Annotated in this window: 11 protein-coding genes; 3 read left to right on the top strand and 8 right to left on the bottom strand. The window is 69.1% G+C overall.

All coding sequences use genetic code 11. The annotated features are described in order from the left end of the window. Positions 1-114 precede the first annotated feature (114 nt). The 7 genes from ACZ6O0_RS30025 to paaN form a co-directional block, all read right to left on the bottom strand. Positions 115-1,008 (bottom strand): carbohydrate ABC transporter permease, encoded by an 894-nt coding sequence (locus tag ACZ6O0_RS30025; protein ID WP_465768366.1) that lies wholly within the window; start codon positions 1,006-1,008, stop codon positions 115-117. Further along, positions 1,005-1,904, bottom strand: a complete 900-nt coding sequence (locus ACZ6O0_RS30020; RefSeq protein WP_465768365.1) for a carbohydrate ABC transporter permease — start codon at positions 1,902-1,904, stop codon at positions 1,005-1,007. Before ACZ6O0_RS30020 ends, ACZ6O0_RS30025 begins: the two co-directional genes overlap by 4 nt. A gap of 55 nt (positions 1,905-1,959) precedes the next feature. Next, positions 1,960-3,240 (bottom strand): ABC transporter substrate-binding protein, encoded by a 1,281-nt coding sequence (locus ACZ6O0_RS30015; RefSeq protein WP_465768364.1) that lies wholly within the window; start codon positions 3,238-3,240, stop codon positions 1,960-1,962. A 205-nt stretch (positions 3,241-3,445) separates the two neighbouring features. Beyond that, positions 3,446-4,477 (bottom strand): zinc-dependent alcohol dehydrogenase family protein, encoded by a 1,032-nt coding sequence (locus ACZ6O0_RS30010; RefSeq protein WP_465768363.1) that lies wholly within the window; start codon positions 4,475-4,477, stop codon positions 3,446-3,448. Between the two features lie 19 nt (positions 4,478-4,496). Then, positions 4,497-5,015 carry a flavin reductase family protein gene (locus ACZ6O0_RS30005; protein ID WP_465768362.1) on the bottom strand — a complete coding sequence of 173 codons (519 nt, stop codon included), beginning with the start codon at positions 5,013-5,015 and terminating at the stop codon, positions 4,497-4,499. A 14-nt stretch (positions 5,016-5,029) separates the two neighbouring features. Then, positions 5,030-6,397, bottom strand: a complete 1,368-nt coding sequence (locus tag ACZ6O0_RS30000) for a serine hydrolase domain-containing protein (protein WP_465768361.1) — start codon at positions 6,395-6,397, stop codon at positions 5,030-5,032. Between the two features lie 354 nt (positions 6,398-6,751). Further along, a complete protein-coding gene (gene paaN / locus ACZ6O0_RS29995; RefSeq protein ID WP_465768360.1) occupies positions 6,752-8,422 on the bottom strand; it encodes a phenylacetic acid degradation protein PaaN in 1,671 nt (556 codons plus the stop codon). A gap of 73 nt (positions 8,423-8,495) precedes the next feature. On the opposite strand from paaN, the gene paaI reads away from it, so the two are divergent. The 3 genes from paaI to paaK are packed head-to-tail and all read left to right on the top strand — an operon-like array spanning position 8,496 to position 11,436. After that, positions 8,496-8,921: a hydroxyphenylacetyl-CoA thioesterase PaaI gene (gene paaI / locus ACZ6O0_RS29990; RefSeq protein ID WP_465768359.1), complete on the top strand. Its 426-nt coding sequence runs from the start codon at positions 8,496-8,498 to the stop codon at positions 8,919-8,921. Further along, entirely contained in the window at positions 8,918-10,120 is a 1,203-nt protein-coding gene (gene pcaF / locus ACZ6O0_RS29985; protein WP_465768358.1) for a 3-oxoadipyl-CoA thiolase, read from the top strand. The genes paaI and pcaF overlap by 4 nt, the downstream gene beginning before the upstream one ends. A 14-nt stretch (positions 10,121-10,134) precedes the next feature. Beyond that, on the top strand, positions 10,135-11,436 hold the full coding sequence (gene paaK / locus ACZ6O0_RS29980; RefSeq protein ID WP_465768357.1) for a phenylacetate--CoA ligase PaaK: 1,302 nt from the start codon (positions 10,135-10,137) through the stop codon (positions 11,434-11,436). Between the two features lie 67 nt (positions 11,437-11,503). On the opposite strand, the gene ACZ6O0_RS29975 is transcribed toward paaK, so the two are convergent. Beyond that, entirely contained in the window at positions 11,504-12,193 is a 690-nt protein-coding gene (locus tag ACZ6O0_RS29975; protein ID WP_465768356.1) for a DUF433 domain-containing protein, read from the bottom strand. Positions 12,194-12,293: the final 100 nt, after the last annotated feature.

Here is a 12,293-nt window from a genome sequence, read left to right as displayed (position 1 = left end):
TCCGGCAGTCCCCCGCAGGCCAGTGCGCGCGTCCTGTGGACAACTCGATCGACACGCCGTGACCAACGGACTGCGGCCCGTGCATCGGCTGGCACGGGCCGCGGCCGGGAACCGTCAGCCCTTCAGGGCACCTGCCATCAGGCCGCCGATGAACCAGCGGCCCAGCAGGATGTAGACCAGCAGGGTCGGCAGCGAGGTGATCAGCGCGCCCGCCATGCTGGCCGCGTAGTCGACCTTCTGACCGCCGGCCAGCGCCGCCAGGCCCAGCGTCACCGGGCCGTTCTGCTGCGTGGTGAGGAACAGCGCGAACAGGAAGTCGTTCCAGACCGAGGTGAACTGCCAGATCAGCGTCACCACGAACCCGGAGATCGAGATCGGCAGGATGATCCGCGCGTAGGTCTGGACCAGTCCGGCGCCGTCCACCCGGGCCGACTCGATGATCTCGTTCGGCACGATCGTGGCGTAGTAGTTCCGGAAGATCAGCGTGCAGATCGGGATGCCGTAGATGCAGTGCGCGATGATCAGCGTCGGAATTCCCCGGGTGATGTCCAGCTCGGTGAACGTCGTCCGCAGCGGCAGCATCACCGCCTGGTAGGGGATGAACATCCCGAACAGGATGAACGCGAACACGAGGTTCGCGCCCGGGAACCGCCAGCGGGCCAGCACGAACCCGTTCACGGACCCGATCATCGACGAGATGATCGCGGCCGGGATCGCCAGCGACAGCGACCGGACCATGTACGGAGCCAGCACGTCCCAGGCCTTGCGCCACGGCTCCACGGTCCAGACCTGCGGGAAGTTCCACTGCGCGGCGGCGGTGGTGTCGCTGGACGTCTTGAAGCTGCCGACCACCACGACGTACACCGGGATGAGGACGAACAGCAGGAACAGCAGCAGCAGAAGGTACTTGACGGACCGGCTCAGCCGGGTCGTCCCATCGGCACCGGTCCGCGGCTTCCGGCGGATCGCTGCCGCAGTGGTGCCGGTGGCGGCTTCGACGGCGGTCATTCGTTGCTCTCCTGCCGGACGGTGTACGCGACGTACGGGATGACGAGTACGGCGACGACCGCGAGCATCACGATCGCGATCGCGGCTGCCTTGGCCTGGTCGCCGCGCAGCAAGGTGTTCCACAGCAGGATCGAGGGCACCTCGGTGCGGAACTGGTTCGGCCCGGTGATCGCATAGATCAGGTCGAACAGCTTCAGCGACATGTGGCCGAGGATGATCAGCGCCGACAGGGCGATCGGCGACAGCTGCGGGAACAGCACGTGCCGGTACAGCTTGAACTCCGAGGCGCCGTCGACCCGCGCCGCCTCGCGCAGCTCCGGCGGGATGCCCCGGAAACCGGCCAGGAACAGCGCCATGATGTACCCGGACAGCTGCCAGACCGCCGGGAGGGCGATGGCCGCCATCGTCGTCCATCTGCTGCCGGCGGTCCACCAGGCGTTCTCCAGGAACGGCAGGTGGAGAAGCTCGAACAGCCGGTTCAGCCCGCGCGCGTCGTCACCCTGGGACGGGTTCAGCAACCAGCCCCAGACGACACCCGAGGCGATCATCGAGATCGCCATCGGGAACAGGAAGATCGACCGGAACACACCCTCGCCGGTGACCCCCTTCTCCAGCAGCAGCGCCCAGATCAGGCCGAAGATCAGCGTGCCCACGATGAACAGCACCGTGAGCACGCCGAGGTTCTTCAGCGAGTTGAGGAACCGGTCCTCACCGAACAGGTTCGTGTAGTTCTCGAACCCGACGTAGTTCGCCGAGCCCTTGCGGGCGGTGTGCCGATCGGTCAGTGACGTGTTGAACGTCCACGCGATCAGCCCGTAGACGAAGTACCCCAGCAGCAGCACAGTCGGCAGCAGCACCAGGGCACCGGGTCCCCAGGTACGGATTCTTCCGTGCATGCTCAGCCCTCCGTCACGACGGCAACCACGTCACCGGTCCTCAACTCGCCTTGCATCAGCTCGTCTTCATCGCGTTACCGAGCGCCGTCTGCAGCTTCGCGACGTCCGGGCTCCCGCTGAACTGGCTGATCGCGGACAGGATGTCGTTGTTCTGGCCCAGCGTGCACGCGGCACCGTGAGCGCAGGACGGGACGATCGTGTCCTTCTTCCAGTCCGCCATCGCCGTCTGCTGGTACTTCGGGTAGTCCGCCGGGTCGGCGTCCGAGCGGGCCGGGATCGAGCCCTTCTTGGTGTTGAAGGCCTTCTGGCCCTCGGCCGAGCCGACGGTCTTCAGCCAGCACTTCGCCCCGTCGGGATCCGCGCCGCCCGTCGGCAGCGTGAACGAGTCCGCCAGGAACTGGAAGGTGCCCGCGGTACCCGGCGCCGGCCAGTAGGTGTACGCCGTGTCCGGCACCTTGTCGGCCAGCTGCTGTGCGGCGACCCAGTCACCCATCAGCGTGTAGCCGGCCTGGCCCTTGTTCACGTACCCCAGCGCGTCCGGCCAGTCGATCGCCTCGCGGTCGGCGTTGGTGTAGGTCAGCAGCGTCTTGTACTTGTTCAGCGCGGCGGTCACATCGGCGCCGGACCAGTCGGTCTTACCGTCCCACAGGCCCTTGAACGCATCCGGCTTGAGCTCGGCCAGCAGCACGGCCTCGACCAGCATCTCCTGGGCGAAGCCCTTGGAGATCGCCAGCGGCGCCTTCACGCCGGCGGCCTTCAGCTTCTCGAGGTCCGCGATCCACGCGTCCACGCTGGCCGGTGCGGTGGCACCGTCGATGTTGGCCTTCTTCAGCACCGCGGGGTTGGCCCAGACCACGTTCGCCCGGTGGATGTTCGCCGGGATCGAGTAGATCTTGCCGTCGACGGTCAGGTTGTCGACCAGGTTCTGCGGGAAGGCCTTGTCCAGCCCGTAGTCCTTGTACAGCTGACTGACGTCGTCGACCTGATTGGCGTTGATGTAGTCCTTCAGCTCCGCACCGGCGTGCGCCTGGAACGTCGACGGCGGCTTGCCCGCCTGCAGGTCGTTGGCCAGCACCTGCTTGGCGTTCGACCCGGCGCCACCGGCGACCGCGGAGTTGACGAACTTGAAGTCCTTGCAGTCGGTGTTGAACACCGAGACCAAGCCGTCCAGACCGGCCTTCTCGCCACCGTCGGCCCACCAGGTGAAGACAGTGACGTCCTTGTTCGCGGAAGAGTCCCCGCTGCCGCCGCTGTCGTCGCTGTTCCCGCAGGCGCTGACAGCGAGAAGACCTGCCGCACCCACCAGCGCCAGGGTCTTACTCAGACCACCACGCATGATTCACTCTCCGATCAGTTGATGGAGCCGCCTGTGACAACGATGCCCCCTTGACGGTGCAACTCTGGGCACGCCGCGCGCCGGGTGTCAACGCTCCGCGCAGGCGCGTTGCGCAGACGTGATCCCCGACGCGTCATCGGTGTGAGAGCGCGCACATTCCCCGTCCGATCGGGCACCGTGCGCAGTCCGGTTGCGCGAAACTTTCCTACGGACGCAGGAGAACCTTGATCGCCCGGCGTTCGTGCATGGCTTTGTAGCCCTCGGCCACTTCTTCCAGCGGCAACTCCAGGTCGAACACCTTCCCGGGGTCGATCTCGCCGGCCAGGACGTCGGCCATCAGGTCGGGCAGATAGGCCCGCGCGGGCGCCATCCCGCCGGCCAGTCCGACGTTGCGCCGGAACATCGTCCCGATCGGGACCTCGACCCCGTGCGGCACTCCGACGAACCCGACCGTCGCCCCGGCGCGCGCGACGTCGAACGCGGTCGTCATCGCCTGCCCGGTGCCGACACACTCGAGGACGGCGTCGGCGCCGACGCCGTCGGTCAACTCCAGTACGGCGTCCCGCGCGGCGTCACCGCGTTCGGCAATGATGTCCGTGGCGCCGAACTCGACCGCCAGCTTCTGCCGTGGTTCGTGCCGCGACATCGCCACCACCCGCGCGGCCCCCATTCGCGAGGCCGCGAGTACGCCGCACAGCCCGACCGCACCGTCGCCGACCACGACGACCGTGTCGCCGGCCTTCACCCGGGCCGCACGGGCGGCATGCCACCCGGTGCCCATCACGTCGGAGAGCGTGAGCAGCGAGGGGACGAGCGAGTCGTCCGGCACCTCGGGCGTCGCCACCAGCGTGCCATCGGCGTACGGGAGTTTGACGTACTCGCCCTGGCCGCCGTCGGCCTGGTCGCTGCCGAAGCCGGCCAGGTTCTGGCAGGCGCTCTGGTAGCCGGCCAGGCAGTGCGGGCAGGTGCCGTCGCTGATCACGAACGGCGCGATCACGAAGTCACCCGGCTTCACCGTGCGGACCGCGCTGCCGATCTCCTCGACGATCCCGACGAACTCGTGCCCGATCCGGCTGCCCGGCCGGATCTTGTTCTCGCCGCGGTACGGCCACAGGTCGGAGCCACAGATGCATGAGGCAACGACTTTCACCAGCGCGTCGGTCGGCCCGCCGATCGCCGGATCCGGGACGTCTTCCAGGCGGATGTCGTACGGCGCATGAATCGTGGTGGCACGCATGGAGTCACCTTAGCCGCGGCTAGAGCGTCACGTAGCGGCCGCGGCGGTGGACCAGGGGTGGGATCTCGTCGGGGTTGAGCTCGACGTGGGCGATCTCCAGCTGGACCTGCAGCGCCCAGCCGGCCTCGGGCGGATCAGGAGAGACGAGTGTGCAGCCGGCCCAGGTGCTGACGCCGACCGGCGCCGGCCCCCAGGCAGTCTCGGTCCAGTCGATCAACCGGAACGGACCGCCTGGTGCGGGAGCGACGAAGCCGAACGCGTCCGCGAGCTGCTGATGCGGCGCACCCAGCAGCGACACCACCGCGGTCCTTGCCTCACGCAACGTTTCCCACAGGTCCGAGTCCGGGTCGATCAGTCCGATCACGACCCCGGGCTCGCCGTCGGCGACGAGCATCGACGACACGGTGAGCCCGGCCCGCTTACCGCCGTACGCCGTCGTCCACAGGCCGACCGGTGACGGCAGCCGCCCGCGCAACCGCCGTACCGGACTCCGCTCGGACTCGGGCGGCAGGAACGGGTGATCACCGTGGATCGTCATACCCCGCACGGTACTTACCGCACGGTGACCCGGGTGGGCAGGGTGAACGTGTCGATCGGGTGGGCGAGCAGGCCGCTGGACCCGCGGACCGACTCCACCGTGCCGTCCGGCCCGAAGGTGTACCGGTACGCCTCGCCGTACGAGCCGTAGCCGGAGCCGCCGGTGACGCGGAGGTCGTCGCCGTCGGGCTCGAGCGTGGTGGGCTCGGCCGCCGGGTCCGGGGAGGTCGGGTCGATCGCGTACAGCCGGCCGCCGAGGACGACGATGTCGGCGACACCCCAGAGGTTCGCGAACCGGCCGGTGAACCGGGCCAGGCCGGTCGCGTCGCCACGCTCCTTGGCTTCGGCGAGGGTGATCAGCTTGTGCGCCGCCTCGGCCAGCGACGCGGCCGGGCCGTCGATCGCATTGGTCAGCACGGACACCGCGATCCGGCGTTCGGCGTCGACGAGCGTCCGGGTGATGTGCCCCGGGTACCCGCCGCCGTGGCCGAAGACCTCCCGGTCGCCGACCTTCGTCACCTGGAGGCCCAGCCCGTACCGCGGTCCCTCCTCGTCGCCGGTCTTCCACAGCGGGTGCTGCATCTCGCGCTTGGACTTGTCTGTGAGCAGCCGGTCGTCACCGGGCAGATGCGCGGAGAAGTACGTGACCAGGTCGCGCGCGTTGCCGAAGAAGCCGGTCGCCGCGGCCAGGGCCCGGGTGTCGACGTGCTCGATCGGCACCCGCTGGTCGGCGTACGCCAGGGCGCTGTAGCCGGCGGCGTACTCGTTCAGCCGGGCCGGATCCAGCTCCGGCCCGAGCCCGGACAGCCCGAGCTTGTCCACGATCGCGGTCTGGACATAGGAGTTGTACGACGTCCCGGCGGCCGCCTCGACCACCAGACCGAGCAGGCCGTAGCCGATGTTCGAGTACTTGAAGCGGTCGTTCTCCGGGAGCACGGCCGACGACTCCTCGCGCAGCACCGCGAGCAACTCGTCGCGGTCGGGGAAGCTCGTCGCCAGCTGCCACCAGTCGGCCGCCTGGCTGTCCCGGGTGATGCCGCCGGCGTGCGCCAGCAGTTCCCGGATGGTCCGCTCGCCCAGCGGCGTTCCGTGGATCTCGGTGACGTGCTGCTCGGCCTTGTCGTCCAGCCGTAGCCGGCCCTGCTCGACCAGCTGGAACACGGCCGTCGCGGTGAACGTCTTCGAATGCGAGGCGATCCGGAACAGGTGCTGCTCGGTCAGCGGTACGTCGTTCTCCACGTCCGCCAGCCCATACGCCGCCGAGAACGCGATCGCGTCCCCGGCGTACACCGCGACCTGGACGCCCGGCACCCGCTGGTACCGCTGGTTGAACGCCAGCCAGCTGTCGTAGTAGGCGAGTGCCTCGGTCAAGCTTTGTGTCACGGCGGTTCTCCTGGACGGGTCGGCGGATGGGGAGATCAGGACGGTCCTTCAGTCATACCTTCCGCTTCAGGTTCCGCTCAACGACGCTTCGGCAGCAACTTGAGGACCGCGAGTCCCGCGAACAGAAGTGCGAACCCGGAGCGAGTCCCACGCGGAGCGGAGCAGCACGAAGGACCACATGGCGATGACGCCGATCCCCATGCCGGCCTGCTGTGCCGCGTACGGGAGGGTGATCCGGTTGATGCCGAGTCCGCCGGGGACACGCAGCGGTAGCCCAGCGTCTTGATCGCCAGGGTGATCTCGTTGTCCTCGGTGAGAGCGCCGGTGTCGTAGACCCGGCCACTCTTCGGGAGGTCACGCAACGTGGCGACGGGACTGGATGACGCGGAAGCGGCTCGCCACGTAGGCGCCGTCGGTGTAGGTCGCGTTGGCGGCCGGGTTGGCGCCGGTGCCGTGGAAGTCGCTGAACGCGGCCGACTGGTTCACGAAGACCTGGCCGGTCAGGTTCTCCGACAGGGCGACGCCGGCGTCGAGGGCGGCCTCACGGGCCTCGTCGAGCACCTTCGCGTCGGTCGAGTAGATCCCGGCCGTCATCGCACCGCTCTCGGTGACCGTCGACCGGAACAGCTCGATCGACTCGGCGGTGTCGGCGGTCTTGACCAGGAAGGACACCGGCCCGAAGCACTCCCGCCCGTACACCTCGGCGTCCTTGGCCTCGATCGCGACCAGCAGCGGGGTGCGGACCACGGCGTCCGGGAAGGCCGGGTGCGTGATCGCGCGCGACTCCAGCACGACCTCGCCGTACTCGGGCGCGAGCTCGAGCCGGCTGATCACGGCCTGGTTCACGATGCCGCCGAGGATCTCGACCGCGCGGGCGTCGTCGCCGAGCAGCTTGCTCATCGCGCCCGCGATCCCGGCGCCGACCTCCTCGAACGACTTGTGGCCCTCATCGGTCTCGATGCCGCCGGCCGGCACGAAGATGTTCTGGGTCGTGGTGCACATCTGGCCGGAGTACAGCGAGAGCGTGAAGGCGAGGTTCCCCGTCAGCGCTTTGAAGGAATCGGTGGAGTCGATGACGACCGCGTTCACACCGGCCTTCTCGGTGAAGACGGTCGCCTGGGTCGCGTTCTGCTCCAGCCACTCGCCGAACTCGCTGCCGCCGGTGAAGTCGATCAGCTTCACCTCGGGCCGGGTCGCCAGCGGCTTGGCCAGGCCGTCGCCGGCGCGCTCTACGGCCAGGGTGACCAGGTTCGGGTCGAAGCCGGCCTCGGCGAGCACCTCGCGGCACACCTCGACGGTGATCGCCAACGGCAGGACGGCCAGCGGGTGCGGCTTCACGACCACCGCGTTGCCGGTGACCAGGGACGCGAACAGGCCCGGCCAGGAGTTCCAGGTCGGGAACGTGTTGCAGCCGATCACCAGCGCGACACCGCGACCCGTGACGGTGAACGTCTTCGTCATCCGGATCGGGTCACCCTTGGCCGGCTTCTCCCAGACCGCCTCGGCCGGGTAGCGGTTCATCTCCTCGTAGGCGTACGCGACCGCCTCCAGCGCCCGGTCCAGCGCATGCGCGCCGCCGGCCTGGAACGCCATCACAAACGCTTGACCACTCGTGTGCTGGACCGCGTTGGCCAGCTCGAAGATCCGCTTGTGCAGCCGGTCGAGGATCTCCAGGGTGACCCCGGTACGGGCGTCGATCCCGGCCCGGCGCCAGTCCGCGATGCCGCTTTGGGCCGCCGCGAGCAACTCGTCCAGGCCGTCCTCCACCACCCGCGGGTACGAGACGTCCAGGGCGATCCCGTACGGCGACTGCTCGGTGACGACCGTGCCGCGGGTCCCGGGGGTCTCCAGCGGGTACGTCGTACCCAGGTGGGCCTCGAACGCGGACTTGCCGTCGGCCGCCGCGGTCTCGCCGTACACCCGGGGGCTCGGCGACTCGGGGAACGCGGAGTGGTAGCCGCGACCGCGGATCGCGGTCAGAGCGGCGTCGAGGCGGTCACGATGAGCGGCGAGCAGATCGGTCATAGAGGCGATGTTACAGTCGTTGACGCGATGGGGGGTAGGGTGTCACAAGCCTTCTTCTCGATAGGGCAGATTCATGGATGACTTGGCGGCCCGGGTGGCCGCGGCGATGTGGGCGGAGGACACCGCCAGCGCCGGCCTGGGTATGCGGCTGGTCGACGTCGCCGAGGGTATGGCCCGGATCGAGATGCCGGTGCGCGAGGACATGGTGAACGGGCACGGGATCGCGCATGGTGGATTCGTGTTCTGCCTCGCCGACTCCGCGTTCGCCTTCGCCTGCAACGCGCGCAACCAGGTCACCGTGGCGCAGGCCTGCGACATCGTCTTCGTCGCCCCGGCCCGGCGCGGGGACCTGCTCGTCGCCGAGGCCCGCGAGCGAACGGCGTTCGGCCGGAACGGGATCTACGACGTGACGGTCCGCCGCGACGACGAGGTGGTCGCGGAGTTCCGCGGCCGCAGCCGTCAACTGTCCGGGACGATCATTCCGGTGGAGGAATCATGAGCCGCGAGGCCTTTCTGGTGGACGGCGTCCGTACGCCGATCGGGCGGTACGGCGGTGCGCTCTCCGCGGTCCGGCCGGACGACCTGGCCGCGCACGCCATCTCATCACTGCTGAACCGGCAGGCCGTCGACCCCGCACTGATCGACGATGTGATTCTCGGCTGCGCCAACCAGGCCGGGGAGGACAACCGGAACGTGGCCCGGATGGCGGTGCTGCTGTCGGGACTGCCGGTCTCGGTGCCCGGTACGACGATCAACCGGTTGTGCGGATCCGGTCTGGACGCGGTCGCGTCGGCGGCCCGGTCGATTATTGCCGGAGACAACGACATCGTCGTGGCCGGCGGGGTCGAGTCGATGTCCCGGGCACCCTTTGTGATGCCTAAGGCAACGACTGCCTTCTCCCGGCAGGCCGAGATCTTCGACACCACGATCGGCTGGCGCTTCGTGAACCCGGCGCTCAAAGAGCAGTACGGGATCGACTCGATGCCGGAGACTGCGGAGAACGTCGCCGAGGAGTTCGGGGTGACCCGCGAGGATCAGGACCTGTTCGCGCTGCGCAGTCAGCAGCGGGCGGCCAAGGCGCAGGCCAACGGGCGGCTGGCGGAGGAGATCGTGGCCGTCGACGTCCCGGGCAAGCGCGGAGCGATCGCCGTCGTGGACGCCGACGAGCACCCGCGGGAGACCTCGCTCGAAGCCCTGTCCGCGTTGAAGACTCCGTTCCGCTCACCGGGGACGGTCACCGCCGGCAACGCCTCGGGCGTCAACGACGGCGCCGCCGCGCTGCTGGTGATGAGCGGCGAGGCGGTCGAGCGGCACGGATTCACCCCGCTGGCCCGGATCGTCGGTACGGCGGCCGCGGGGGTGCCGCCACGGATCATGGGGATCGGGCCGGCGCCCGCGACCCGGAAGCTCCTCGACCGCACCGGCGTCGCACTGGCGGACGTCGGCGTGATCGAGCTGAACGAGGCGTTCGCCTCGCAGTCCCTCGCCGTACTGCGTGAGCTCGGGCTGCCCGACGACGCCGAGCACGTCAACCCGAATGGCGGCGCCATCGCCCTCGGCCACCCGCTCGGGATGTCCGGCGCCCGCCTCGCCCTTACCGCCGCCCTGGAGCTTCGCCACCGCGACGCCGGGTACGCGCTGGCCACCATGTGCATCGGCGTCGGCCAGGGCATCGCGACCCTGCTCGCACGTCCGTGACCGGAGGTGCTGAGATGCTCGGCGAGGCTTGCCCCGAGGAGCTGCGCGACCCCGGTGAACGGCTCTCGGTCGACGAGCTCCGGACGCGCCAACTGTCGTTGCTACAGGCAACCGTACGGCGGGCGTACGAGAACGTCCCGCACTATCGCGCCGCGCTGGATACGGTCGGCTTCAAGCCCGGGGATCTGCAGGAGCTCTCCGACCTCGGCCGATTGCCGTTCACCGCGAAGAAGGACCTGCGGGACAACTACCCGTTCGGGATGTTCGCCGTACCGCGGTCCGAGGTGGTGCGGGTGCACGCCTCGTCCGGGACGACGGGACGGCCCACCGTCGTCGGGTACACGCGACAGGACCTGGACAACTGGGCGGACCTGATGGCGCGCTCGATCCGGGCCGCCGGCGGGCGTGCGGGCGACGTGTGTCACGTTGCCTACGGCTACGGTCTGTTCACCGGCGGGCTCGGGGCGCACTACGGAGCCGAGCGGCTCGGGTGCACCGTCGTACCCGTGTCCGGCGGGATGACCGAGCGGCAGGTCGACCTGATCCGGGACTTCGGCGCGCGGATCATCATGGTCACGCCGTCGTACTTCCTCGCGATCGTGGACGAGATGGCCGCCCGTGGGCTGGATCCACGAGACACGTCGTTGCGGATCGGGATCTTCGGCGCCGAGCCGTGGACGGAACAGATGCGCGCCGAGGTCGAGCAGCGCACCGGCATCCACGCGGTCGACATCTACGGCCTGTCCGAGGTGATGGGACCGGGCGTCGCCCAGGAGTGTGTCGAGACCAAGGACGGCCTGCACATCTGGGAAGACCACTTCTACCCCGAGATCATCGACCCCGTCACCGGCGAGGTCCTCCCCGACGGCTCCGAAGGCGAACTCGTCTTCACCACCCTCACCAAGGAAGCCTTCCCCGTCCTCCGCTACCGCACCCGGGACCTCACCCGGCTGGTGCCCGGCACCGCCCGCCCCGGCATGCGCCGGATGGAGAAGATTACCGGCCGGACCGACGACATGATGATCGTCCGCGGCGTCAACGTCTTCCCCACCCAGATCGAAGAACAAATCCTCCTGGTGGACGGCCTGACCCCCCACTACCTCTGCATCCTCACCCGCCCCGGCCGCCTCGACGAACTCACCGTCCAGGTAGAAGCCGCCCCCGACCTCACCGACTACCACACCGCCGCGACCACCCTCTCCCGCCGCATCAAAGACCGCGTAGGCGTCACCGCAACCGTCGAGGTCGTCGAGCCCCACGCCCTCGAACGCTCCCTCGGCAAAGCCAAACGAATCCGCGACGACCGCAAGAAGTAGAGCTCCCGCGTCCAGCCCACGCGTGCTCCAGCAGTCGCCGCTGTAGGACGCGTGGGCTTGTGCGTGCTTAGAGGAGGGCTTCGGGTTGGGGTTGGGGGTGGCGGGGTTTGCGGTGGGCGGGTGGGCGGATGTGGGGGCGGACGAGGGCTTCCACCTCGGAGTCCTCGAGGTTCAGCTTGGCGGCGATCTCGCGGTACGGGGTGCCGGTACGGACGTGGTCCATGACGTCCTCGACCCGGATGGTGGAGCCTTCGATCATGGGCTGGCCGGAGGACTGGGTTGGGTCCACGATGACGTCGATGTCGTGGTAGATGACGAGGCGGAGGGTTGCGGCGTACCCGTCGTCGGACCAGCCGATGGCGGCTGAGCCGTGGCGGAGGACGCCGGGGAGGCCGCCTTGGCTGTCGCGGATGCGTTCCCAGCCTTGCTCGCGGCCCTCGGCGGCGATCTCGACCAGGAGGTCGCGGCCGTCGTGCGCCAGACCGGACCATGCCAGTGGATAGTGGCGTCCGGCCCGGGAGCGCAGAGCGAGTGCCGCTTCGCCGATCGCCTGGAGCGACAGACCGGCGTGCCGCAGGTGGCGGAGCATGTGGGTCTCGACCAGCCCGGCGAAGGTGATCGTCGGCTCGCCGCGGCCGCCGCGGCCGGCCTCGAGTGCTCCGGACCGGAGCCAGTCGCCGAGCGTGGTGGCGGGCAGTCCGAGGTGGAGCGCGACCTCGGCACGCGTGTACAACGGAAGGTCGAACCGTGGATCCACGTCTCACCTCGGTGCGCGGTGCGGGCGCTGACGAAATCTAGAGTGCCAGAAACCCGGTTTCCCGCTGGGCGGCGTTCGGGTACGGTGCTCGTGCCGGTGG

Source organism: Kribbella sp. NPDC048837 (genome assembly GCF_055586945.1).
Note: the sequence above shows the minus strand (reverse complement) of the source record. Positions and strands in the feature narration are given on the sequence as shown.

Excerpts from the sequence above, each read along its gene's own strand:
- ACZ6O0_RS30025 (WP_465768366.1), bottom strand. The coding sequence starts at position 1,008 with ATGACCGCCGTCGAAGCCGCCACCGGCACCACTGCGGCAGCGATCCGC.
- ACZ6O0_RS30020 (WP_465768365.1), bottom strand. The coding sequence starts at position 1,904 with ATGCACGGAAGAATCCGTACCTGGGGACCCGGTGCCCTGGTGCTGCTG.
- ACZ6O0_RS30015 (WP_465768364.1), bottom strand. The coding sequence starts at position 3,240 with ATGCGTGGTGGTCTGAGTAAGACCCTGGCGCTGGTGGGTGCGGCAGGT.
- ACZ6O0_RS30010 (WP_465768363.1), bottom strand. The coding sequence starts at position 4,477 with ATGCGTGCCACCACGATTCATGCGCCGTACGACATCCGCCTGGAAGAC.
- ACZ6O0_RS30005 (WP_465768362.1), bottom strand. The coding sequence starts at position 5,015 with ATGACGATCCACGGTGATCACCCGTTCCTGCCGCCCGAGTCCGAGCGG.
- paaN (WP_465768360.1), bottom strand. The coding sequence starts at position 8,422 with ATGACCGATCTGCTCGCCGCTCATCGTGACCGCCTCGACGCCGCTCTG.
- paaI (WP_465768359.1), top strand. The coding sequence starts at position 8,496 with ATGGATGACTTGGCGGCCCGGGTGGCCGCGGCGATGTGGGCGGAGGAC.
- pcaF (WP_465768358.1), top strand. The coding sequence starts at position 8,918 with ATGAGCCGCGAGGCCTTTCTGGTGGACGGCGTCCGTACGCCGATCGGG.
- paaK (WP_465768357.1), top strand. The coding sequence starts at position 10,135 with ATGCTCGGCGAGGCTTGCCCCGAGGAGCTGCGCGACCCCGGTGAACGG.